Origin of the sequence: Streptomyces curacoi (assembly GCF_001513975.1) — a bacterium.
Taxonomy (GTDB): domain Bacteria; phylum Actinomycetota; class Actinomycetes; order Streptomycetales; family Streptomycetaceae; genus Streptomyces; species Streptomyces curacoi.
The window spans coordinates 222,097-244,479 of record NZ_KQ947985.1; the positions used below are offsets into that span (position 1 = coordinate 222,097).

Below are 22,383 nucleotides of genomic sequence, written 5' to 3' on the forward strand. Positions count from 1 at the left end.
GCTCGCGCCCGTACGAGACGAGCCGTAACCGGGAGACACCCACGATGGCCAAGAAGCGACCCCAGACCAAGGCCAAGCGCCCGCAGCTCAGCGATGGAGCCCGCGCCGCAGGCGCTCATGGAGACGTTCCGGTTGTCGGCGCACGCGAGCCCTGCCCCTGCGGCAGCGGCCGCCGCTACAAGGCCTGCCACGGCCGGGCCGCCGCCCAGGCGGTGACCGAGCTGGTCCAGCGCCCGTTCGAGGGACTGCCGGGCGAGTGCGACTGGGTGGCCCTGCGCGAGCTCGTGCCTGCCGCCACCGTCGAGCTGACCCTGAAGGGCGGTCTCCCGGAGGGCGTCCCGTCCGTCACGCTGGCCACCGTCCTGCCGATGGCCTGGCCGGCCCTGCGCCGCGACGACGGCTCGGTGCTGCTCGGCCTGCAGAACGACACGGCGTCGGGTGACATCAGCCGCGACCTCGCCGACACCCTCCAGCAGGCCCTCACCGCACAGCCCGGCACACCGGTCCAGGGCCGCCGCGCCCCGGCCGACGGTCCGCGGCTGCAGGATCTGCTCGACCCGGATGGCACGTTCGAGCCAGTTGTGCACAAGGGCTTCGAGTTCTGGGTCCCGGACCCGGAGAACGCCACTCCGGAGGTGGCCGCCTCCCTGGAGCGGGCCAACGCCGCGGCCATCCCGACCGTGAAGCTGACCGGCGTGGACGCCGCCTACTGGTGCGAGACGTCGGACAAGAACCACCTGCGCTGGGTCATGCCGCACCCCGAGGAGCAGCTTCTGGACGCCCTCGCCCGCCTGCACGCGGCGGGGAGGTCGAACCTCGGCGAGGGCACCCGGCTCGTCGGTTCCTTCCGGGCGCACGGCCTCACGGTGCCGGTCTGGGACCTGCCGAGCGGCGTCGGCGCGGAGGACGTGGAGAAGCCGGCCGCCGAGTTCGCCGAGCGCCTCGCCGCGGCCCTGGCCACCGACGCTCCGCTCACCGCGGACGAGCGTCGCGCGCGTGGCGGTCTGACCAACCGGCAGGTCACGCTCAGCTGACGCGGGAGGCGGGGATCGGGTTCGGCTGACCGACCGTTCAGCCGAACCGGCCCCGTTCGGGAGTGGTGAGTCCGATCACAACTCCCATGCGGAGCAAGGGAATCCGTGACTGGAAAGCCCGGATCGAATTTGCGAACCGCCGATCTCTTGTTACCGTTCCAGTAGCCCGGTTGCTGGTGCATCCCCCGTCGCCAGCAACCGGGTCTTTTCCTGTGCGGGTCCCTTTACGGAACGACCCCGCATGTCAACTGCCGGTAGGCGCCCCGGAATTGCTCACGAGGAGTTGCTCGCGGACCGCAGCAGCAGCGCCCCGCGCCCGGCCCGCTCGGCGAACTCCGCGACCGCCGTGTAGGCGTCCCTGTCGCCCCGCACCCGCTCCCGGGGCGTCTCGCACGTCCCCGGCTCGTCATCGGCGGCCACGACGCAGCGCATCTGCAACGTGCGTCCGCCTGGCCCCATGAGGCTCAGTACGGAGTCCAGCGCACCGCCGGTCGCGTTGCGGAAGTAGGAGCGCGCCCACGTCTCGTCGCCCTGGGTGAGGACACAGGTCTGCGCCTCGACGCCCTCCGGCGAGGTGAGCTCCGGACCGCACCGGACGGCGGTGGCCAGGCCCAGGTCGAGCAGCAGCGGGGAGCCGGTGGGCTCGGCGGAGGACGCCTTGGCGTCGGGGGAGGACGCCTTGGCGTCGGCGGCGGAAGGACGTACCGAAGGGCGCACGGCCGTACGGGACGTATGCCCGGAGGCGCGCTCCTCGTCGTCCGCCGGTCCCGCCGACGCCACGGCCAGCGGCAGCGCGACCGCGCATGCCACGCCGCCGGCGAGGGCGAGCAGACGGACTCTTGAAGAGCTTGGACGGCGGGTCTGAGCGTGACGCGGCATACAGCGGAAGATAACGACCACGCACGCGTGCGCCGTTCCACGCGCGCCGGAGACCCCTAGAACTCGGGCGCGCTCACACCCGTACGAGTGAGGGCCTCGACCACGGCGTCGACCACCGCCTCCACATCCGGCACCCACGGGGAGGCCGAGCCGGGCAGCGGGGCGCACTGCCAGCTGATGGTGCCCTGGCCCGTCTCCGACGGCGGCAGGGCGATGTAGCCGCCCTCCCCGTGGAAGCGGAGGGAGCCGGGGACGAAGTCCTTGGCGTAGAGCAGCTCGCCCAGCTGTTCCATGGAGTACGGCTTCACCAGGATCGCCCAGCGGGCGGGCGAGGCGACGACCGGGCCGAGGCGCATGCCCATGCGGTCGAGTGCGGTGAGGGCGTGAGCGGCCGGCAGGGCGGGGAGGCTGACCGCGCAGGGGGCCTGGCCGCCGGTGGCGAGGATGATCGGCGCCGTGGGCCGGTTGGTCCACCACCAGCGCACCATGCGCTCGTCGGTGGTGGCCGCGAGGAGTCCGGGATCGAAGGGGTGCGCGCCGGGCACCGTGCACTCCGGGTTGGGGCAGCCGCAGCGGGAGTGCCCCTGCGATTGCGTCGTCACGCCCGGGAGTACCGGCCAGCGCCATTCCGTAGCGAAGGTCAGGGCCGCGCTGATCAATTCAGGCTGCCCGTCGCCGCGCAGGAGCCTGCGTCGCCTTCCGAGGATCTCGCGCATGAGCGCTCGTTCCTTTCCGTTGCACCGCTGGCAACACCGTGGTCCACATCACACCATGTGTCGATCACTTCACTGTGCGTACCTGTTGGCGCATCACACCCCTGCCACGAGCAAGGGGAACCCCTATGGGCCGAGCGTTGGCTGCTTCCGCGGCAGCCTCGTCCATACTGCATCCATCAAAAGCATGGGCGTGGCGTGGGGTGGCGAAGTCTGGCGTTCTGCCGTCCCGCGTATTTCTCTTCGCCTCCGCCACGGGAGGATGGGGCACGGCCGTCGGTGGCTAAGACGCCCGGGTCCGTCACCAGGTTCCGGGTGGTCGTCAACCACCCCTGGCCTTCACCGAGTACGTACCCATCACGACCGCTGTGACGCTCCGTCGAGCGAAACCAGTCGACCGCAATACCCCGTTCCCCGAGGCAGTTTTAAGCCAACTTTGCCTTAACGCAAGAGGTCTACGCCGAGTGCTCCGGTTACCCACGGACACCAGGAATCCCGGCAGGACAATGCTGGACATCCCCTCACGAGTGCGTGTACATGTGGAGACACTGCTAGCGGCGCAGAATGACATGGGGGTTTGCGATGCTTTTGAGCAATACGCACCGGTCGGAAAGCCGGACGCCATGAACGCCCCTCACCCTCCGAAAGTGGCCGGAATCGATTCAACGGTTCCTTCGCCCGCACACACTGTCGCGCCCGCGCACGCGGCCTCGGGTACCTCGGCGGTCCCGCCACCAAACGCACCCGGGGTGCTGCTTCAGGACCGTCTCGCCGGCTGGGTCTCGGACCTCACGACCCTCCACGAACTCACCGAACGCCTGGCCCGCACCGACGCCCTCCCCGAAGCCCTCCAGGAACTGCTGCGCGCCGGAGCCGCCCTCGTGGGCGCCCGGCGCGGTCTCGTCGTACTGGAACCCACCGACGGCCTGGGCCCCGACACCACCATCGGCCTCGGCCTCGCCCGGGCCGACCTCGGTCACATGGAGACCGTGCCGCGCAGCTCCCTGTCGTACGGCAGGATCCTCGACGGACTGCCGGGCTGCGACGGTGAGATCGCCCAGCCGGACCTGTTCGCCGAGGACGGCCTCGACCCCCGCCACCGCGAGGTGGCCGCCCGCCTCGGCTACGCCGCCAGCTACGCCCTCCCCCTGTCCACCAGGACGGCCGGCCGCCTCGGCGCCGCCGTGTGGCTGTACGACGAGCCCGCCGAACCCAGCGAGCGCCGACGCCACCTCGTCGGTCTGTACGTCCGCTACGCCGCCGAACACCTCGCCCGGCTCCTCGAAGTCGAGCGCACGCGCGCGTGCATGCGGACGATGGCCGAGGAGCTGCTCCCCTCCCGCCTGCCCCGCATGGCCGGCGTCCAGCTCGCCGCCCGGCACCGCACCGGCCCGCGCGGGGGCGGCGACTGGTACGACGCGCTGCCCCTGCCCGACGCCGCGCTCGGCCTGGCGGTCGGCTCGGTGACCGGCTCCGGGCCCAGCGCGGTCGCCGCGATGGGACGGCTGAGGGCGTCACTGCGGGCGTACGCCGTCATGGAGGGCGAGGACCCGGTCGCGGTCCTGTCCGATCTGGAACTGCTGCTCAGACTCACCGAGCCCGCCCGCTCCGCCACCGCCCTGTTCGCCTACTGCGAGCCCGCTCTGCGCAAGATCACCCTCGCCGGTGCCGGACACACCCCGCCGCTGCTGATCGGCGAGCGGCGCACGGAGTACGTGGAGACCTCCGTGTCCGCGCCGCTGGGCATGCTGGCCTGCTGGGAGGCGCCGAGCGTGGAGCTGACGGCCGAAGCCGGAGAGACGGTTCTGCTCTACACCGACGGGCTGCTGCACCGCACCGGCGACCCCACCGACCGCGCCTTCGCCCGGCTGCACTCGGCGGCGGCCGGGGTGCCGAGGGCCCTGCGGCGAGATCCGGACGCGGTCGTCGACCATGTCCTGCGGACGGTCCTGCCGGACGGGCGGGACCGGGCGGACAGCGAGGAGGACGTCGTACTGCTGGCGGCTCGGTTCGAGTGAGGCGGACATAACAGGTTCGGTGCCGTCGGCATAGCAGCTCGCCGTAACAGTCATTCTGGCCCTGAGCCCCCTTCTGTACGACCGTACGATGGAGGGGGTCCAGTGCCGTATCGAGGAGGATGACCGTGGCCGACGAGCTCACCCCGGCAGCAACTGATCCTGCTGCTACCGCAGCGGGCCCGGAAGAGAGCGCCGAAGAGCCCATCAAGCAGCGCAAGAACGGCCTGTACCCGGGCGTGTCCGACGAGCTCGCCGAGAACATGAAGTCCGGCTGGGCCGACACGGAGCTGCGCGACCTGGCGCCGATCCCCCAGGCCGGCGAGACCGCCGCGCGGCGCTCCGCGCTCTCGGCGCGCTTCCCGGGTGAGCGTCTGGTGATCCCCGCGGGCAACCTGAAGGTCCGCTCGAACGACACCGAATACCCCTTCCGGGCGTCGGTCGAGTACGCGTACCTCACCGGCAACCAGACCGAGGACGGCGTGCTCGTGCTGGAGCCCGTCGCGGGCGGCCACGAGGCCACGATCTACCTCCTGCCCCGCTCCGACCGGGAGAACGGCGAGTTCTGGCTGTCCGGCCAGGGCGAGCTGTGGGTCGGCCGCCGGCACTCGCTCACCGAGGCGGAGAAGCTGTACGGCATCCCCGCGTCCGACGTGCGCGAGCTGGCCGGCAAGCTGCGCGAGGCGACGGGCCCCGTGCGGGTCGTCCGCGGCTACGACGCCGGCATCGAGGCCGCGCTGACCGACAAGGTCACCGCCGAGCGCGACGAGGAGCTGCGTGTCTTCCTCTCCGAGGCGCGGCTGATCAAGGACGAGTTCGAGATCGGCGAGCTGCAGAAGGCCGTCGACTCGACCGTGCGCGGCTTCGAGGACGTGGTGAAGGTCCTCGACAAGGCCGAGGCGACCTCCGAGCGCTACATCGAGGGCACGTTCTTCCTCCGCGCGCGGGTGGAGGGCAACGATGTCGGCTACGGCTCCATCTGCGCGGCCGGCCCGCACGCCTGCACGCTGCACTGGGTACGCAACGACGGGCCGGTGCGCTCGGGTGATCTGCTGCTGCTCGACGCGGGCGTCGAGACGCACACGTACTACACCGCCGACGTCACCCGCACGCTGCCGATCAACGGCCGCTACAGCGAGATCCAGAAGAAGATCTACGACGCCGTGTACGACGCCCAGGAGGCCGGTATCGCGGCCGTGCAGCCGGGTGCGAAGTACCGGGACTTCCATGACGCGGCGCAGCGGGTGCTCGCCGAGCGGCTCGTCGAGTGGGGGCTCGTCGAGGGGCCGGTCGAGCGGGTGCTGGAGCTCGGGCTGCAGCGGCGGTGGACGCTGCACGGGACCGGGCACATGCTCGGGATGGACGTGCACGACTGTGCGGCCGCGCGGACCGAGACGTACGTGGAGGGCGTGCTGGAGCCCGGCATGGTGCTGACCGTCGAGCCGGGGCTGTACTTCCAGGCCGACGACCTGACCGTGCCGGAGGAGTACCGGGGCATCGGCGTGCGGATCGAGGACGACATTCTGGTGACGGAGGACGGGAACCGGAACATGAGCGCCGGGCTGCCTCGGCGGTCGGACGAGGTCGAGAGCTGGATGGCCGCTCTGAAGGGCTGACGTCGGATTGATGGCCGGGTACCGAAGGGGTACCCGGCCATCGTCGCGGTCTGGGGGTGGTGTGTGGCCGGTCGCGCAGTTTCCCGCGTCCCTGGCGGCGTCGGGGTGGACCTGCATCTGGATGCCGACGCCGGTGACGGGCGTCGTGCGGGGCTGGAGCGTGCCCTGCGCGATGCCGTTCGGGACGGGCGGCTCGCCCCTGGCGCTCGGCTGCCCGCCACCCGTCGGCTCGCGGACGAGCTCGGCGTCTCGCGGAACACCGTCAAGGCCGCTTACGACCAGCTCGTCGCCGAGGGGTACCTGACCGCGCGGCAGGGGTCCGGTACGCGGGTCGCCTCGCTGCCTCCCGTCGACGCCGAGCCGCCGGAGGCCGCCGCACGCGCGCGTGAGCCGCGTTTCGATCTGCGGCCGGGGAGCCCGGACGTGGGGGCGTTCCCGGCGGCTGCCTGGTTGCGGGCGCTGCGGCGGGCGATCGCCACGGCGCCCTCGCTGGCGTACGACTACGGCGATCCGCGCGGGCGTATCGAGCTGCGGACCGCGCTCTCGGGGTACCTGGGGCGGGCGCGTGGGGTGATCGCGCCGCCGGAGCGGATCGTGATCACCTCCGGGTATGTGCAGGGTCTGGCGCTGCTCACGCGCGTGCTGGAGGGCGGGGCCGTCGCCATGGAGGATCCGGGGCTGCCCTTCCACCGCGAGGTCGTGCGGCGCAACGGGGGCGTCGTCGTGCCCGTGCGTGTCGACGAACGGGGAGCGCGCGCCGAGGAGTTGGGGGACTGTACGGCCGTGGTCGTGACGCCCGCGCATCAGTACCCGACCGGTGTGACGCTCCACCCCGAGCGGCGGCGGGCGCTCGGCGACTGGGCACGCGCGCGTGGCGGGCTGATCGTCGAGGACGACTACGACGGGGAGTTCCGCTACGACCGCCAGCCCGTCGGGGCGTTGCAAGGGATGGCGCCGGGGCAGGTGGTGTATCTGGGGACCGCCTCGAAGACGCTCGGGCCCGCGCTGCGGCTCGGCTGGATGGTGCTGCCGCCGCACCTGGTCGACGCCGTCGCCGACGCCAAGCTGCACAGCGACCATCACACCGAGTCCATCGGGCAGTTGGCGCTCGCCGAGCTGATCGACAGCCATGCGTACGACCGGCATGTGCGGGCGTGCCGACTGCGGTACCGGCGGCGCCGGGATCAGCTGCTGGACCGGCTGGGAGCGCGTCGGCAGGTGCGCGGGATCGCGGCCGGGCTGCACGCGCTGGTGGAGGTCGACGACGAGGCGCGGGTGCTGGCGCGGGCGGAGGCGGAAGGGCTCGCGGTGGGGCGTCTGGGGGAGCACTGGCATGCGCCGGAGGGCGGGCAAGGGCGGCGGCAGGGGCTTGTCGTGGGGTACGGGACGCCTCGGGAGCGGGTGTATCCGCAGGCCTTGGCGGCGCTGGGGAAGGTGCTGGACGGGGCCTGAACTGGGCCCACTGAGGTGGAGGCCTGAACTGGGCCACTGAGACGCCCGTAATTGGGCCACTGAGATGCCTGTGTATTGGGCCTGTCGAGTGGCCCATGGCGGCTCTAGCGTCGTCGGCATGACAACCCGCCTCCTCCCGCCCGCAGGCCCGCGACGCGTCCTGGCGTCGGCCCAGTTGGCCAACTCGATCGGTGACGGCGCCTACTACGTGACCTCGGCGCTGTACTTCACCCATGTCGTCGGCCTCGCACCCGCGCGGGTGGGGCTCGGGCTGACCGTCGCATGGGCGGTCGGCTCGCTGGCGGGGGTGCCGCTCGGGCGGCTCGCCGACCGGCGCGGGCCACGGGGCACGGCGGTGCTGCTCGCGCTGGCGACGGCGCTGGCGGTGGCCTCCTTCCTCGTCGTCCGTGGCTTCGTGCCGTTCGTCGTGGCCGCGTGCGCGTACGCGACCGCCCAGTCGGGGCTGGCCGCCGCCCGGCAGGCGCTCCTGGCCGGGCTGGTGTCCGCCGGGGAGCGCACCGGGCTGCTCGCGTATCTGCAGTCCACTCTAAACGCGGGGCTGGCGGTGGGGGCGGCGCTGGGCGGGCTGGCGCTGAACGCCGGTACGCGGGAGGCGTATCTCGGCGTGTTCGCGTTGGACGCGGTGAGCTTCGTCGTGTGTGCCGGGGTGCTGACGAGGCTGCCGGTGGTGGCGCCCGGGCCCGTGCGGACCCATGACGCCCTCGGCGTCCTGCGTGACCGCCCGTACGCCCTGGTCACCCTGCTCAACACCGTCCTGCTGCTGCGGATGCCGCTGCTCAGCCTCGGGCTGCCGCTGTGGATCGCCGAGCGGACGGACGCGCCGGCGTGGTCGGTCTCCGCGCTGTTCGTGCTCAACACCGGGGCGGTGATGGCCTTCCAGGTGCGCTTGGCGGGCGGCGTCACCGGGCTTTCGTCGGCCACGCGCGCGGTGCGGTGGTCGGGGTGGCTGATGCTGGCGGCGTGCGCGGTGTTCGCGCTGTCGGCGGGAGCCTCACCGTGGGTGGCCGCCGGGGTGCTGGTGGCCGGGGCCGTGCTTCAGGTCGTTGCCGAGATGGGGCAGTCGGCGGGGTCCTGGCTGCTGTCCTTCGAGCTGGCTCCGGCGGATCGGGTGGGTGAGTACCAGGGGTTCTTCGGGACGGGGGTGACCGTGGCGCGGACGCTGGGGCCGCTCGTGCTGACCTCGCTGCTGGTGGGGTGGGGGACGCCGGGCTGGCTGCTGCTGGGCGCCTTGACGCTGGCCGCGTCGTACGCCATGGGGCCGGCGGCGAGGTGGGCCGCCGGCACCCGGGTGCGGCACGAGCTCACGCAGCCCGTGCTCGCGAACTGAGCGGCGCCGGAAGCGAGTCCAGGAACAGCGCCCCCGCGAGCAGTCCCGCACTCCCCCGCGGGCTCCACGCGCGCGCGTGCAGGTCGGCGTCGAGGGCGGCCAGTGCCGCCGCGCCCGCCTCGGTGGCCGTACCGCCCGCCGCCAGGACCCCGCGGGCGCCCGCCTGGACGTGCCGCAGGCCGAGTGGGCCTGCGGTGTGGAGGAGTTCGGTGTCCTGGAGGGTGGACATCACGGTGAGCAGGGCGTCCAGGCGGGCCTGCTCCTCCGTGGCGCCGGCCGAGCGGGCGATGGCCAGCGCGTCCAACGCCCGCCGTACGTGCGGGAATCCGGCCCGGGCCTCGCCCCGGGCGCCGGCGGCGCCGTACTTGGCGGACACCGAGGAGCCCCGGGACGGCCTGCGCGGGGCGCGCTTGTCGGTGTGCGCGGCGATCCGCTTGGCGGTCGCGGCGACGTCCCGCGCACCGGCCCGGGGGTCGAGCGCCGTCGCGGCGACCAGCAGGCCGAGCGCCCACAGCGCGCCCCGGTGCCCGCCGCCCGCGAGACGCACCGAGTGCTCGGTGCACCTGCCGATCGCGCCGAGTTCCGTACGGAGCCCGGGCGTCGGCTCGCCCGTGCGCCAAGCGACGGCGGCCATCGCCGCGAGGCCCGGCGTGAGCGCCTTGGCCGACCAGCGCAGCATGCGGTGGTCCCGGTGGGTGATGCGGGCGCCGAGGTCGCGGGGGTCGGGCAGGCCCGGCTTGGGAGCCAGGGCCAGCTGCCCGGTCAGCGCGGTCACGGCCGCCCGGGCCAGCGCCTCGTCCTCGCGGCTGCTCATGGCCGTAACCCCTACGAGGAGGCCGAGGCCGACGGGGCGTCGCTGGGCGGGGTACCGGTCGGCGCGCCACTCGGCGGCGTACCGCCCTCGCCACCGCCCTCCCCACCACCGCCGCTGCCCGCGCCGGTGTTCTCGGCGTCGGGGTCGATGCCGAGGGTGAGGAAGCCCTTGTAGCCCTGGGACGGGTCGGCCTTCTTGACCGGCTTGAGGGTCAGCAGGCCGCTGGAGGCGCCGCCGCCGTCGTACACCATGTCGTTGTCGAGGGTGGTGTAGCTGCCGGAGTGCTTGAGTAGGGCTCCAGCGTGAAGATCTCCTGGGCGATCCCGTCGTCGAAGAAGAGGCGTTGTCGTCGGCGGTCGAGCCGTCCTCGCTCTCCGCGGGCGCGGAGCCGCCGGGGTTGGCCGTGGTGTAGCCGGAGTAGTAGCCCCAGGCGTCGCAGTGCCAGATCTCCACGGCCGCGCCGGGGACCGGGGTGCAGCCGTCGGTGGCGTCGACGACGGTCAGGCGCAGCGTCAGCGGGACGCCGCTCTTGCCCTCGGTGATGTCCTTTCTCACCAGGGCGCCGTCGAGGTAGTAGGGGCTTCGGTGACGCTCGACATCAGCGTCATACAGGCGCCGGAGCTTTCCGAGGCGGTCGAGGTGGCCGTCGTGGCGGTGTCGTTGGTGGTCGTTCCGGTGTCGGCGGTGGTCGTTCCCGTGTCGGCGGTGGTCGTTCCCGTGTCGGCGAAGGCCGCCTGGTAACGGGCGACGGCGAGCCCGCCCGCCGCGACCGTGCCTCCGGTCACCGCGATGGCGCGGCGCCGGGTGATCGACCTGTCCCTGTGGTTTGTCGGCCTGTCCCTGTGGTTTCCCGTCATGGCCAGGAAATCAGGGACGTCGGCCATCAGCAGCTTGGGATGGCGCTGTGCGGTGCCTGTGAGTCCTCAGGAAGCTGAAGCCGGCAGCGCTACACCGCCACCAGCGGTGCGTCCTCCCGCCACTTGAGGATCTTGTCGAAGCTCACCACGGCCCCGCTCCGGCCCGGCTTGTTGCCGATCTGGACGTGGTCGGCGAGTTGCTCGATGAGACACAGTCCCCGGCCGTGCTCGGCCTCGGTCGCCGCCGGGCGGGGCGCGCGGTGCGGGGCGGTGAAGCCGGGGCCCGAGTCGGCGACCTCGATGTGGCACTTCTCGCCGTCCAGGTACGCCGTGACACGGTACGCCTCGCAGGTGCCGTCGGGTGCGGTGTCGCCGCCGTGTTCGACGGCGTTCGCGCAGGCCTCGCTGAGGGCCACGGAGAGGTCGTACGACACGTCCGGGTCGACGCCCGCGGTCTCCATGGTGCCGAGCAGCAAGCGCCGGGCGAGCGGCACGCTCGCGGCTTCCCGCCGCAGATGGAGTGACCACCAGATGCTCATGCTCCAGCCTCCTGGCCGCGGCTCGACATACCGTTACGTATTGCCCCGAGTGCCCGGGTGTAAGCACATCATTGACGTGATGCCGCCCATATGGCCGATGCGCCCACACGGGAATCGGTGTATGTGGGGGCGACCCACACCAGAGGGCGACCTTCCGGTCGTACGCCCCCTATGCCCCATACACACTTGAACGCCCGTACCTCATCTTGCGGACCTGCCGTATGGCGGTCATAAGGCCAGTGGGATGATGAGCCCGCCATGACTGCCCCCCACCCGCGCACGGTGCGCTCCGGAAGGGATCTGCGGATCTTGCGGGCCGCGGTGTTCGCCGCGGTCTGCGTCGTGCTGGCCGCGGTCGGCCATGTGCTGGGCTCCTGCGCCCCGATCCCGCTGTGGACGCTGGGCGCGGGCTTCCTCGGGGCCCTTGTGGTCACGGTGCCGCTGGCCGGACGCGAGCGCTCGCTGGCCGGGATCGGGGCGCTGCTCGCGGTCGGTCAGACCGTCCTGCACACGCTGTTCGGGCTGGGGCAGCACGGGACGGCCGCCGGGGCGTCCTCCGCCGCCACGGCCGACGCCACGCTCGTGCAGCAGGCCGCGCGCCTGGTGTGCGGGACCACCGCGGCGGCGATCAGCCCGGCCCAGGCCCAGCGCATCCTCACCGAGGCGCGACTGGGCCCGGCCACGGGAGCACACGCCTCCCACCAGTCGGCGGACGCCGCGTCCGCCGCCCCTGACTCCATCGCGTCACTGCTGCCGTCCCTGCCCATGGTGCTCGCCCACGTTCTCGCGGCGGTCGTCGCGGGATGGCTGCTGCGGCGCGGGGACATGGCCCTGCTGCGGATCGTCGAGATGTCCGCGCTGTCGGCGCACTCGGTCGCCGAGGGGGCGTCCGTACGATCCCTGCGCGGGGCGCTCGCGCTGGTGCGCGCCCTGCGTGCCGGGCTGCCGGGCGCGCCCGAGGCGGGCCCGCGTTTCCTGCGCACCGTGCCGCCCGCGCGGCCCGGGCCCCGCACCCTCGCACTCCAGCACACGGTGATCAGGCGCGGCCCGCCGGCCGGTGCCGCACTCGTCCTCGCCGCCTGACGCGACGCGACCTCCACTCCACTGCGTGGGATGAGGGCCGCCGTCGTGCGGCACGCGCGCGTACCCGGGTCCTCCGATCGATGGGCGCCTGTTTCCCGCCCGCCCGATCGAGGCTGATCGGGCCGGATCCGGCCTGATCCGGCCTGATCGGGCACCCCTGCGCACGCGTACTCCTCTTCACCACCGGAATTCCCGAATCTCACTCACAGTGGAGTGCTCAGCATGAAGGTCTCTCGCATCGCCGCCGCCGGCACCCTCGCCGGCACGGCCGTGCTCGCCTTGTCCGTCCCCGCCTTCGCCCACGTCAGCGTGCAGCCCGAGGGAACGGCCGCCAAGGGCGGCTACGCGGTCGTCGACTTCAAGGTGCCCAACGAGCGCGACAACGCCTCGACCACCAAGCTTGAGGTGACCTTCCCGACCGACCACCCGCTGGCCTCCGCGATGCCGGAGCCCGTCAACGGCTGGGAGATCAAGGTCACCAAGTCCGAGCTGGACAAGCCGATCGAGATGCACGGCGAGAAGATCACCGAGGCCGTCTCCAAGATCACCTGGACCGCCACCGGCGACGGCATCAAGGCGGGCTTCTTCCAGAAGTTCCCGGTCGCCATCGGCCAGCTCCCCGAGGACACGGACGAACTGGTTTTCAAGGCGATCCAGACGTACTCCAACAAGGAGGTCGTGCGCTGGATCGAGGTGCCGCAGGACGGCCAGGAGGAGCCGGAGAACCCGGCGCCGGTGCTCGAACTGTCCGCCGCCGAAGAGGGCCACCACGGCTCGTCGTCGTCCGAGGAGGCCGACGACTCCGAGGACGCCCAGGCCGCCTCCGCCAAGACCTCCACCACCGAACCCGCCGACAGCAGCGACACCACCGCCCGGGTCCTGGGCGTGGTCGGCATCGTCGTCGGCGCGCTGGGCGTGGCCTACGGCGTGCTCGCCGGCCGTCGGCGCACCAACGCCTGACGCCTCTTAGGCGCACGGCGCGCGCCGGGGCACGCCCCCGGTGCGCGCCGGAGCACTCACAACTGGGAAATTTCTATGCGCAAGAAGACCTTCGCCGCGGCCGCCCTGCTCGCCGCCGCCACCCTGACCCTCTCCGCCTGTGGCAGCGGTGACGACGGCAAGCAGCCCGTCACCGTGGTCTCCGAGGAGGCCGGCTCGGACAAGGCCGCCATCGTCCTCGACAAGCCGTTCGAGAAGCCGGACCTGGTCCTGACCGACACGAACGGCAAGAAGTACGACCTCCGCAAGGAGACCCAGGGCAAGCCGACGCTGATCTACTTCGGCTACACCAACTGCCCCGACGTCTGCCCGCTGACGATGAACAACATCGCCGTCGCCAAGAAGCAGCTGCCCAAGGCGCAGCAGGACGAGCTGCGCGTCGTGTTCGTCACCACCGACCCGGAGCGCGACACCGCGTCCGCCCTCGGCAAGTGGCTCAAGGGCATCGACCCGCAGGTCGTCGGCCTGACCGGTGACTTCGACACCATCCAGGCAGGCGCCCGCACCCTCGGCATCTCCATCGAGCCGCCGCACAAGGACAAGAACGGCAAGATGGTCTCCACCCATGGCACCCAGGTCGTCGCGTTCTCCCCGAAGACCGACAAGGGGTACGTCCTCTACACCGAGGACGCCCAGGTCGACGACTACACCAAGGACCTCCCCAAGCTGATCAAGGGGGCGAAGCCGTGAGGCGGTTGGCCCCGGTGACCGCGGTGCTGGCCGGAGCACTAGTCCTGGCGGGCTGCGGGACCGACTCCGGCTCGGGCTCCGGCTCCGGCTCCGGCTCCGGCTCGGGCTCCGGCACGGGTTCGGGCTCCGGTGATTCCCGGGCCGAACTGTCCGTCAGCGGCGCCTACATGCCGCAGCCCGTCTCCGACTCCATGGCGGCCGGCTTCCTGACGGTCACCAACAAGGGCGGTACGAAGGACGAGTTGACCTCCGTCACCAGCGACATCGGCGAGGTCACCGCCCACGAGACCGTCGGTTCGTCGATGCGGGAGGTCAAGGACCTCGACGTCCCCGCGCACGGTCAGCTCGTGTTCAAGAGCGGCGGCAGCCATCTGATGTTCGAGAAGCTGAAGCGGAAGCCGAAGCAGGGCGAGAAGGTGACCGTCAAGCTCCACTTCACCGAGTCCGGCACGGTCACGGTCGAGATGCCGGTGAAGTCCGCGACGTACAGCCCGAAGACCGGACACTGAGGGAGAGACCGCCTTGACCCAGACCATCGCCCCCCGCGTCCGGACCCTGGTGCTGCTGCTCCTGGCCGCCACCGGCCTGCTTCTCGCCGGTGCCGGGCCGGTCTCCGCGCACGCCGCGCTGACCGGCAGCGACCCCCGGCAGGGGGTGGTGGTCGACAAGGCCCCGGCACAGGTCTCGCTGACCTTCTCCGAAAAGGTCGCCCTGTCCGACGACTCCCTGCGCGTCCTCGACCCCAAGGGCAAGCGCGTCGACCGCGGCGACCCCGCCAACGTCAGCGGCACGACGTACGCCGTGAAACTCCACAGCGGCCTGCCCGACGGCACCTACACCGTCACCTACCAGGTGGTGTCCGAGGACAGCCATCCCGTCGCCGGCGCCTACACCTTCTCCATCGGCGCGCCCTCGCAGACCACCGTCTCCGTCTCCGGCCAGACGGCGGGCGGGGGGATCGTCGGCACGCTCTACGGGATCGGGCGGTATGTGTCGTACGCCGGCTTCATCCTCCTGGTCGGCGGCGCCGCCTTCGTGCTCGCCTGCTGGCAGCGCGGGGCCGGCGTGCGGGCGGTCCAGCGGTTCGTCGTCTCCGGATGGCTGGCCCTGACCGCCGCCACGCTCACGCTGTTGCTCATGCGGGGCTCGTACACCAGCACCGGCAAGGTCGGCGACATCTTCGACCTGGACCTGCTCGGGCAGGTGCTGCAGACCAAGACGGGCGCGGCGCTGGTCTCCCGGCTGCTGCTGCTCGCCGCCGCGGCGCTGTTCATCGCGGTGCTGTTCGGGGCCTACGACAAGCGCGAGGACGACGAGAAGCGCGACCTGACCTTCGGGCTCGCGATCGGCGGAACCGTCGTGGCGGCGGGGCTCGCGGCGAGCTGGGCGATGTCCGAGCACGCCTCGACCGGGCTCCAGGCCGGGATCGCGATGCCGGTCGACGTCGTCCATCTGATGGCCGTCGCCGGCTGGCTCGGCGGGCTCGCCGCCCTGCTCGTCGCCCTCTTCCGGGCGCCCGCGGACACACCGGTCGAGGCGTCTGCCGTACGGCGGTTCTCGCGCGTCGCATTCGGCAGCGTGCTGGCGCTGGTCGCGACCGGGATCTACCAGTCGTGGCGGCAGCTCGGGTCGTGGTCGGCGTTCACCGGCACGCGGTACGGGCAGCTGCTGCTGGTCAAGATCGGGCTCGTGGTGCTGCTGGTCGGGATCGCGTGGGTCTCACGGCGGTGGACTGCGCGGCTGGTGGACACGGCCGTGGTGAAGAAGGCGGACGCCGCCGACGAGGGTGAGACGGAGGCAGGTGACGGCGAGAAGGAGCACGCCGCCGCCCGGACCGGTACCTCCGCCTCCGGCGAGAAGGCCGCCTCGACTCCCGTCTCCGGCAAGAAGGGCGGCGACTCCGAGCGCGCCGCCCAGCTCGCCCGGCAGCAGGCCGCCATCGACACGGCACGGCGGAAGCAGCAGCGGGACGCCGACCCCAACCGGTTCGGACTGCGCCGCTCGGTGCTCGCGGAGGCGGGCGTCGCCGTCGTCCTGCTCGCCGTCACCACCATGCTGACGTCGACCGAGCCGGGGCGTACGGAGGAGCAGGCCAGGGCGGCCTCGTCCGCCTCCGCCGACGCGTCGGCGGCCGGGGCGCTGACCCTGGACATGTCCTTCGACACCGGCGGCGAGGACGGCAAGGGCGTCGTACGGCTCGACCTCGATCCCGCGCGCGTGGGCGGCAACGAGATGCATGTCTACGTGCAGCGGCCCAACGGCCGCGCCTTCGACATCCCCGAGGTGAAGATCGCCTTCACCCTGGAGTCCCAGGACATCGGGCCGCTGCCCGTAGTCCCCGACCACATCGCCACCGGACACTGGTCGGCGAGCGGGGTCCAGATCCCGATGGCGGGCGAGTGGAAGATCGCCGTGACCGTGCGGACCTCCGACATCGACCAGACCACTGTTTCCAAGAACGCGCAGATCGGCTGAACCCCACCATGGCTGACCAGTCCATTCCGGAGGCCCGTACGCCCGCGACGCCACGTGATGGCGAGACGCCGCTCAACGGCGAGACGGCACCCCATGGCGAGACGCCGCTCCATGGTGAGACGGCACTTAATGGCGGCGTTCGCGAAAGCTCCTCCCACAAGGAGGGCATCTCGCGGCGGCGGCTGCTCGGGACCGCCGGTGCCACCGGGCTGGTGCTCGGTGCGGCCGGCGGGGCCGTCGGATACGCCGCCCGGCCGGCCGAGGCGACGCCGCTCTCCTCGCTGGGCGCCGATCAGGTGATGTTTCACGGGAAACATCAGCCCGGCATCCTCCAGGGCCTCCAGGCACGCGGCCACCTCATCGCCTTCGACCTGGCGGCGGGCGCGGGCCGCAAGGAGGCGGCGGCACTGCTGCGCCGCTGGTCGGAGACGGCACGGCGGCTGATGGCGGGCGAGCCGGCACAGCAGGACGACACGGATGTCGCCCGGGACGCCGGGCCGTCGTCGCTGACGATCACCTTCGGCTTCGGGCACAGCTTCTTCGCCCGGACCGGCCTGGAGAAGCAGCGCCCTGTCGCCCTGGACCCGCTGCCCGACTTCTCCTCCGACCAGCTCGACAAGGCACGCAGCAATGGCGACCTGTGGGTGCAGATCGGCGCCCATGACGCGCTGGTCGCCTTCCACGCCCTGCGCGCGATCCAGAAGGACGCGGGTCAGGCCGCCAAGGTGCGGTGGCAGATGAACGGCTTCAACCGCTCGCCTGGGGCCACCGCGCACCCGATGACGGCTCGCAACCTGATGGGCCAGATGGACGGCACCCGCAATCCGAAGCCGACGGACGCCGACTTCGCCGAGCGCGTCTTCGTGCCGGAGTCCGGCTCCAAGGACCCGGCCTGGATGGCGAACGGCTCCTACGCCGTCGTACGCCGCATCCGCATGCTTCTCGACGACTGGGAGCAGCTCTCGGTCAAGGAGCAGGAGGACGTCATCGGACGCCGCAAGTCCGACGGGGCGCCGCTGTCCGGGGGCACCGAGACGACCGAGATGGACCTGGAGAAGACGGACAAGGCCGGGAATCTGGTCGTTCCCCTCAACGCCCATGCGCGCATCACCCGGCCCGACCAGAACGGCGGGGCGGCGATGCTGCGACGCCCGTTCTCGTACCACGACGGCATCGACGCGGACGGCGTGCCCGACGCGGGGCTGCTCTTCATCTGCTGGCAGGCCGACCCGCTGCGCGGCTTCGTCACCGTCCAGCGCAAGCTCGATCGCGGTGACGCGCTGTCGAAGTTCATCCGGCACGAGGCGAGCGGGCTGTTCGCGGTGCCGGGTGGGGCGGCGGAGGGCGAGTACGTGGGGCAGCGACTGCTGGAGGGATGACCGCGACGGCGGGCTCATCCCTTGCGGCGGCCGGGTGACATGTGCGCCCCGCCTTTCGCAAGGCCCATTAGGGTGAGGTCATGCCAGCGAGCTATGCCTATCTCGGCCCCGAGGGCACCTTCACCGAAGTCGCCCTGCGCACGCTTCCCGAGGCCGCGACCCGGGAGCTGATCCCCTACGTGTCCGTGCAGTCCGCGCTCGACGCGGTACGCGTCGGCGAGGCCGAGGCCGCGTTCGTGCCGATCGAGAACTCCGTCGAGGGCGGCATCACGACCACGCTCGACGAGCTCGTCGCGGGCGCGCCGCTGATGATCTACCGCGAGGTGCTGCTGTCGATCACCTTCGCGCTGCTGGTCAGGCCCGGCACCCGGCTCTCGGACATCAAGACGGTCTCGGCGCACCCGGCCGCCCAGCCGCAGGTGCGCAACTGGCTGCGGAAGAACCTCCCCGACGCCCACTGGGAGTCGGCCGCCTCGAACGCGGACGCCGCGCGCCTGGTCCAGGAGGGCCAGTACGACGCCGCCTTCGCCGGTGAGTTCGCGGCCGCCCGGTACGGCCTGGAGGCCCTGGAGACCGGCATCCACGACGCCGAGAACGCCCAGACCCGGTTCGTTCTGGTGGGCCGGCCCGCCCGGCCCGCGGCCCCGACCGGCGCGGACAAGACCTCCGTCGTGCTGTGGCAGCGCGACGACCACCCCGGCGGGCTGCGCGACCTCCTCGGCGAGTTCGCCACGCGCGGCATCAACCTGATGCTGCTGCAGTCCCGGCCGACCGGCGCGGGCATCGGCAACTACTGCTTCTGCGTCGACGCCGAGGGACATATCTCCGACCGCCGCGTGGCCGAGGCGCTGACGGGGCTGAAGCGGATCTGTCTGGAGGTGCGGTTCCTGGGGTCGTATCCGCGCGCGGACATGAAGCCGGGGGGTGTGCAGCCGCCGCGTCCGGGGACGTCGGACGAGGAGTTCGTGTCGGCGGCGGACTGGGTGGCGCGGTGCCAGGACGGGCGGTTCTGAGCGGCGGTGTTCGCCGGCCCGCAGGCGGTGGCTTTCCGCCAGTCCTATCAGCTGATTGTCGTTATCCACAGGGGTTATCCACAGGTCCCCTTCTCGACCTGGGGACAAGTCGACAAGCAAGCGTGACCCTGTCGACAAATCCGTCTCCAGACCCCTTCGGTGTCCACCATCACGCAAGTCACCCTTCGTCCACTCTTTTCCTTTGAGTAATCCTTTGGGGCGACCGCTTTCCACTCGAAAGTAGGGCTGAAGAGCGTTTGTCCTGGGAATCCTCCAGTTGCTCGACAGGTTGCGGAGTGATCAATTCCGAAGTCCACAGTCCATCCACACAGCCTGTGGATAACTCTTGGCGGGCTGGGGATCACTGTGGACAACCGAGGCCCAAGTCCCGTTCTCCACAAGGGAATCGAGTCAACCGGCCGCCTCGCACCTTACCCGTCCCAGGTAGTGAGACGCCTTTTATTGACACGTTTCGCAATTCCCCCATAACGGCACGTAAGCCTCAGTTCGGAATAGTGAGTCGTGGGCTGTCACCCCGCCCCGGTAGCCTTGAGCGCGTGATTGACCTTCGCCTGCTCCGTGAGGACCCCGACCGAGTGCGCGCCTCGCAGCGCGCCCGTGGAGAGGACGTCGCGCTCGTCGACGCCCTCCTGTCTGCCGACGAGCGGCGCAGGTCGTCCGGCGTCCGCTTCGACGAGCTCCGTGCCGAGCAGAAGCAGCTCGGCAAGCTCATCCCCAAGGCCTCCGGTGACGAGAAGGCCGAGCTGCTGAAGAAGGCGAGCCAGCTGGCCGCCGACGTCAAGGCGGCCGACGCCGAGCGCGACGCGGCCGACGCCGAGACCCAGGAGCTGCTCCTCCAGCTCGGCAACCTCGTGCACCCCGACGTCCCGGTCGGCGGCGAGGAGGACTTCGTCACGCTGGAGACGCACGGCGAGATCCGCGACTTCGCGGCCGAGGGCTTCCAGCCGAAGGACCACCTGGAGCTCGGCACGCTCCTCGGCGCGATCGACGTCGAGCGCGGCGCGAAGGTCTCCGGCTCGCGCTTCTACTTCCTCACCGGTGTCGGCGCCCTGCTGGAGCTGGCCCTGGTCAACGCCGCGATGGCCCAGGCCACGGCGGCCGGCTTCACTCCGATGCTGACCCCGGCGCTGGTCCGCCCCCAGTCCATGGCGGGCACCGGCTTCCTCGGCCAGGCCGCCCAGGACGTCTACCACCTCGACAAGGACGACCTCTACCTGGTCGGCACCTCCGAGGTCCCGCTCGCGGCGTACCACATGGACGAGATCATCGACGCCGAGAAGCTCCCCCTGCGCTACGCGGGCTTCTCCCCCTGCTTCCGCCGCGAGGCCGGCTCGCACGGCAAGGACACGCGGGGCATCTTCCGTGTGCACCAGTTCGACAAGGTCGAGATGTTCTCCTACGTCGCTCCCGAGGACTCGCAGGCCGAGCACCAGCGTCTGCTGGAGTGGGAGAAGCAGTGGCTGACCTCGCTGGAGCTGCCGTTCCGCGTCATCGACGTCGCCTCGGCCGACCTCGGCTCCTCGGCCGCCCGCAAGTTCGACTGCGAGGCCTGGATCCCGACGCAGGGCAAGTACCGCGAGCTGACCTCGACCTCGGACTGCACCGAGTTCCAGTCCCGCCGTCTGTCGATCCGCGTCCGTGACGGCAAGCAGGTCAAGCCGCTGGCAACGCTCAACGGCACGCTGTGCGCCGTACCGCGCACGATCGTGGCGATCCTGGAGAACCACCAGCAGGCCGACGGCTCCGTCCGGGTCCCCGAGGTGCTGCGCCCGTACCTGGGCGGCCGGGAGGTCCTGGAGCCGGTCGCGAAGTGAGCGCCGATTTTCCGTACAGACTGATCGCGACCGACCTCGACGGAACGCTCCTGCGCTCCGACGAGTCGGTCTCGCAGCGCACCCGTGACGCCCTCACCGCGGCCACCGCGGCGGGCGCCGCGCACATCGTCGTGACGGGCCGCGCGGTCCCCTGGACGCGGCACATCCTCGACGACCTCGGCTACCGGGGTCTCGCGGTGTGCGGCCAGGGCGCGCAGGTGTACGACGCCGGCGAGCACCGCCTGCTGACGTCGGTGACCCTGGACCGCCAGCTGGCGGGCGTGGCGCTGGCCAAGATCGAGGCGGAGGTCGGGCCGCTGTTCCTGGCGGCGAGCCGCGACGGCCTGGACGGCGACGTCCTGGTGGGCCCCGGCTACGCGGTGACGGGCACGCTCCCGTCGACCCCGTTCACGGACGCCTCGGATCTGTGGACCGCCCCGCTGAACAAGATCTACATACAGCATCCGGAGCTGTCGGACGACGAGTTGGCGGAGGCCGCACGGCAGGCCGCGGGCGGTTTCGTCACGGTAGCGATGGCGGGCGAGGGCATCGTGGAGCTGCTGCCGCTGGGCCTGTCGAAGGCGACGGGCTTGTCCCTGGCCGCCCGCAGACTCGGCCTGAAGGCCGCGGACACCATCGCCTTCGGCGACATGCCCAACGACATCCCGATGTTCGCCTGGGCAGCCCGGGGCGTGGCCATGGCCAACGCCCACGAGGAGCTCAAGACGGTGGCGGACGAGGTGACGTCCTCCAACGAGGAGGACGGAATCGCGGTCGTGCTGGAGCGTCTGCTGGGCTGAGGCAGCCTTGCAGCCGCGGACCGTGCGTGGCTGGTCGCGCAGTTCCCCGCGTCCCTTTCAGGTGGGCACAGTCGCGTTCGCAGCCAACCTCTGCTTGCAGCGCCGGCGCCTTCCGAAGGCACCCCAAGCCCTGCAGTACGGCCATGCCAAAGTGGCAACGTCTCGCGGAGGATGCACGGATCGAACGTGCGCGAGCCTTTCAGACCCGACCACGGCTGCATGTGATCAAACACAGTGCAGACCGGTGCCTTACCACTCGGCCAATCCTCCGGGTGGGCGGCCCACGCGAGAGCGACATCGCGTGCTCGAAGCGGCCGCCCCGGGCAGCACCCCGTGCGGTACGGACTCGACGGAGGGGTAGCGATTACTCCGGAGTCCGCCGCCGGCTGCCCTGTCGGGAGCTCGACGTACTGCCGTGCATGGACATCGTCGAGCTCCTCTCCCAGAATGTGGCGCCGAACTCACCGTCCGGCGGTGTGGACACAACCACTGTGCCGGTACGGCGAGTTGGGCGCCACCGATTAAAACCAAGGCCAAAGTCTGCGGCTACCGGCGGCGCCACCTGCGCCGACGCCCCTTGCTGAAGAACCACCCCGCAGGCGGTTCGTCCGAGCGCCACGGCTGCGGCTCCGGCTTCTCCCGGCGCCAGCGCGCGGCCAGCATCCGGGCGCGGGCGGACGGTTCGGAGGTCTCGGCCGACCGTATGAAGTCCTCGTCCAGGACGACGTCGTCCCAGGCGTCCTCGCCGGACCGCGCGTGACCGTGGTGGTGCGACGACTCGTCTGCCATCCCCGTTCCTCCCAGCCTTCCGCCCCGTGCATCCTCCCTTTGCCCAGTGTGCC

Annotated in this window: 19 protein-coding genes, 1 tRNA gene and 1 pseudogene; 14 read left to right on the top strand and 7 right to left on the bottom strand. The window is 71.5% G+C overall.

The window, feature by feature from the left end:
• Positions 1–44: 44 nt before the first annotated feature.
• Complete coding sequence (locus AQI70_RS06490; protein ID WP_062145409.1) at positions 45–1,034, top strand: DUF5926 family protein; 990 nt, start codon at positions 45–47, stop codon at positions 1,032–1,034.
• 273 nt (positions 1,035–1,307) lie between these two features.
• On the opposite strand, the gene AQI70_RS06495 is transcribed toward AQI70_RS06490, so the two are convergent.
• A complete protein-coding gene (locus AQI70_RS06495; RefSeq protein ID WP_167358884.1) occupies positions 1,308–1,913 on the bottom strand; it encodes a hypothetical protein in 606 nt (201 codons plus the stop codon).
• Positions 1,914–1,969: 56 nt separating this feature from the next.
• Positions 1,970–2,629 carry a bifunctional DNA primase/polymerase gene (locus AQI70_RS06500; RefSeq protein ID WP_062145412.1) on the bottom strand — a complete coding sequence of 220 codons (660 nt, stop codon included), beginning with the start codon at positions 2,627–2,629 and terminating at the stop codon, positions 1,970–1,972.
• A gap of 503 nt (positions 2,630–3,132) precedes the next feature.
• Here AQI70_RS06500 and AQI70_RS06505 point away from each other — a divergent pair.
• The 4 genes from AQI70_RS06505 to AQI70_RS06520 all read left to right on the top strand — a co-directional run bounded on the left by AQI70_RS06505 (position 3,133) and on the right by AQI70_RS06520 (position 9,057).
• On the top strand, positions 3,133–4,644 hold the full coding sequence (locus AQI70_RS06505; RefSeq protein ID WP_079051177.1) for a PP2C family protein-serine/threonine phosphatase: 1,512 nt from the start codon (positions 3,133–3,135) through the stop codon (positions 4,642–4,644).
• A gap of 119 nt (positions 4,645–4,763) precedes the next feature.
• A complete protein-coding gene (locus AQI70_RS06510; RefSeq protein ID WP_062145415.1) occupies positions 4,764–6,257 on the top strand; it encodes an aminopeptidase P family protein in 1,494 nt (497 codons plus the stop codon).
• Positions 6,258–6,362: 105 nt separating this feature from the next.
• A complete protein-coding gene (gene pdxR / locus AQI70_RS06515; protein ID WP_208607305.1) occupies positions 6,363–7,709 on the top strand; it encodes a MocR-like pyridoxine biosynthesis transcription factor PdxR in 1,347 nt (448 codons plus the stop codon).
• A 118-nt stretch (positions 7,710–7,827) separates the two neighbouring features.
• Positions 7,828–9,057, top strand: a complete 1,230-nt coding sequence (locus AQI70_RS06520) for an MFS transporter (RefSeq protein WP_062145419.1) — start codon at positions 7,828–7,830, stop codon at positions 9,055–9,057.
• Here AQI70_RS06520 and AQI70_RS06525 read toward each other — a convergent pair.
• The 3 genes and pseudogenes from AQI70_RS06525 to AQI70_RS06535 form a co-directional block, all read right to left on the bottom strand.
• Positions 9,032–9,871: a triphosphoribosyl-dephospho-CoA synthase gene (locus tag AQI70_RS06525; protein WP_062145421.1), complete on the bottom strand. Its 840-nt coding sequence runs from the start codon at positions 9,869–9,871 to the stop codon at positions 9,032–9,034. The genes AQI70_RS06520 and AQI70_RS06525 overlap by 26 nt on opposite strands.
• Positions 9,872–9,882: 11 nt before the next feature.
• Positions 9,883–10,728, bottom strand: a pseudogene (locus AQI70_RS06530) (peptidase associated/transthyretin-like domain-containing protein).
• An 89-nt stretch (positions 10,729–10,817) separates the two neighbouring features.
• Entirely contained in the window at positions 10,818–11,267 is a 450-nt protein-coding gene (locus tag AQI70_RS06535) for an ATP-binding protein (RefSeq protein WP_062145423.1), read from the bottom strand.
• Positions 11,268–11,525: 258 nt separating this feature from the next.
• Here AQI70_RS06535 and AQI70_RS06540 point away from each other — a divergent pair, with 258 nt between their 5' ends.
• The 9 genes from AQI70_RS06540 (at position 11,526) to AQI70_RS06580 (ending at position 21,541) form a co-directional block, all read left to right on the top strand.
• Positions 11,526–12,350 carry a hypothetical protein gene (locus AQI70_RS06540; protein ID WP_062145425.1) on the top strand — a complete coding sequence of 275 codons (825 nt, stop codon included), beginning with the start codon at positions 11,526–11,528 and terminating at the stop codon, positions 12,348–12,350.
• Between the two features lie 222 nt (positions 12,351–12,572).
• Positions 12,573–13,310, top strand: a complete 738-nt coding sequence (locus tag AQI70_RS06545) for a YcnI family copper-binding membrane protein (RefSeq protein ID WP_062146482.1) — start codon at positions 12,573–12,575, stop codon at positions 13,308–13,310.
• Positions 13,311–13,385: 75 nt separating this feature from the next.
• On the top strand, positions 13,386–14,039 hold the full coding sequence (locus tag AQI70_RS06550) for an SCO family protein (RefSeq protein WP_062145427.1): 654 nt from the start codon (positions 13,386–13,388) through the stop codon (positions 14,037–14,039).
• Positions 14,036–14,548 carry a copper chaperone PCu(A)C gene (locus tag AQI70_RS06555; RefSeq protein WP_062145429.1) on the top strand — a complete coding sequence of 171 codons (513 nt, stop codon included), beginning with the start codon at positions 14,036–14,038 and terminating at the stop codon, positions 14,546–14,548. Before AQI70_RS06550 ends, AQI70_RS06555 begins: the two co-directional genes overlap by 4 nt.
• Before the next feature lie 13 nt (positions 14,549–14,561).
• The gene (locus AQI70_RS06560; RefSeq protein WP_062145431.1) at positions 14,562–16,514 is read left to right on the top strand and encodes a copper resistance CopC/CopD family protein; all 1,953 of its coding nucleotides are present in this window, start codon (positions 14,562–14,564) and stop codon (positions 16,512–16,514) included.
• An 8-nt stretch (positions 16,515–16,522) separates the two neighbouring features.
• Positions 16,523–17,893, top strand: a complete 1,371-nt coding sequence (gene efeB / locus AQI70_RS06565; RefSeq protein WP_062145433.1) for an iron uptake transporter deferrochelatase/peroxidase subunit — start codon at positions 16,523–16,525, stop codon at positions 17,891–17,893.
• An 80-nt stretch (positions 17,894–17,973) separates the two neighbouring features.
• The gene (gene pheA / locus AQI70_RS06570; protein WP_062145435.1) at positions 17,974–18,906 is read left to right on the top strand and encodes a prephenate dehydratase; all 933 of its coding nucleotides are present in this window, start codon (positions 17,974–17,976) and stop codon (positions 18,904–18,906) included.
• A 557-nt stretch (positions 18,907–19,463) separates the two neighbouring features.
• Entirely contained in the window at positions 19,464–20,741 is a 1,278-nt protein-coding gene (serS, locus tag AQI70_RS06575) for a serine--tRNA ligase (protein WP_062145436.1), read from the top strand.
• Positions 20,738–21,541 carry an HAD family hydrolase gene (locus AQI70_RS06580; RefSeq protein WP_062145438.1) on the top strand — a complete coding sequence of 268 codons (804 nt, stop codon included), beginning with the start codon at positions 20,738–20,740 and terminating at the stop codon, positions 21,539–21,541. The genes serS and AQI70_RS06580 overlap by 4 nt, the downstream gene beginning before the upstream one ends.
• 165 nt (positions 21,542–21,706) lie before the next feature.
• Here the strand turns inward: AQI70_RS06580 and AQI70_RS39015 are convergent.
• Together AQI70_RS39015 and AQI70_RS06585 are read right to left on the bottom strand one after the other, a co-directional pair.
• Positions 21,707–21,811, bottom strand: a tRNA-OTHER gene (locus AQI70_RS39015).
• 276 nt (positions 21,812–22,087) lie between these two features.
• Positions 22,088–22,330 (bottom strand): SGM_3592 family protein, encoded by a 243-nt coding sequence (locus AQI70_RS06585; RefSeq protein ID WP_062145440.1) that lies wholly within the window; start codon positions 22,328–22,330, stop codon positions 22,088–22,090.
• Positions 22,331–22,383: the final 53 nt, after the last annotated feature.

Bases quoted from the DNA above. Each gene is read 5' to 3' on its own strand.
- AQI70_RS06500 (WP_062145412.1), bottom strand. From the start codon at position 2,629: ATGCGCGAGATCCTCGGAAGGCGACGCAGGCTCCTGCGCGGCGACGGG.
- AQI70_RS06495 (WP_167358884.1), bottom strand. From the start codon at position 1,913: ATGCCGCGTCACGCTCAGACCCGCCGTCCAAGCTCTTCAAGAGTCCGT.
- AQI70_RS06520 (WP_062145419.1), top strand. From the start codon at position 7,828: ATGACAACCCGCCTCCTCCCGCCCGCAGGCCCGCGACGCGTCCTGGCG.
- AQI70_RS06540 (WP_062145425.1), top strand. From the start codon at position 11,526: ATGACTGCCCCCCACCCGCGCACGGTGCGCTCCGGAAGGGATCTGCGG.
- AQI70_RS06525 (WP_062145421.1), bottom strand. From the start codon at position 9,871: ATGAGCAGCCGCGAGGACGAGGCGCTGGCCCGGGCGGCCGTGACCGCG.
- AQI70_RS06505 (WP_079051177.1), top strand. From the start codon at position 3,133: ATGCTGGACATCCCCTCACGAGTGCGTGTACATGTGGAGACACTGCTA.
- AQI70_RS06545 (WP_062146482.1), top strand. From the start codon at position 12,573: ATGAAGGTCTCTCGCATCGCCGCCGCCGGCACCCTCGCCGGCACGGCC.
- AQI70_RS06550 (WP_062145427.1), top strand. From the start codon at position 13,386: ATGCGCAAGAAGACCTTCGCCGCGGCCGCCCTGCTCGCCGCCGCCACC.
- AQI70_RS06490 (WP_062145409.1), top strand. From the start codon at position 45: ATGGCCAAGAAGCGACCCCAGACCAAGGCCAAGCGCCCGCAGCTCAGC.
- pheA (WP_062145435.1), top strand. From the start codon at position 17,974: ATGCCAGCGAGCTATGCCTATCTCGGCCCCGAGGGCACCTTCACCGAA.
- AQI70_RS06585 (WP_062145440.1), bottom strand. From the start codon at position 22,330: ATGGCAGACGAGTCGTCGCACCACCACGGTCACGCGCGGTCCGGCGAG.
- AQI70_RS06535 (WP_062145423.1), bottom strand. From the start codon at position 11,267: ATGAGCATCTGGTGGTCACTCCATCTGCGGCGGGAAGCCGCGAGCGTG.
- efeB (WP_062145433.1), top strand. From the start codon at position 16,523: ATGGCTGACCAGTCCATTCCGGAGGCCCGTACGCCCGCGACGCCACGT.
- AQI70_RS06510 (WP_062145415.1), top strand. From the start codon at position 4,764: ATGACCGTGGCCGACGAGCTCACCCCGGCAGCAACTGATCCTGCTGCT.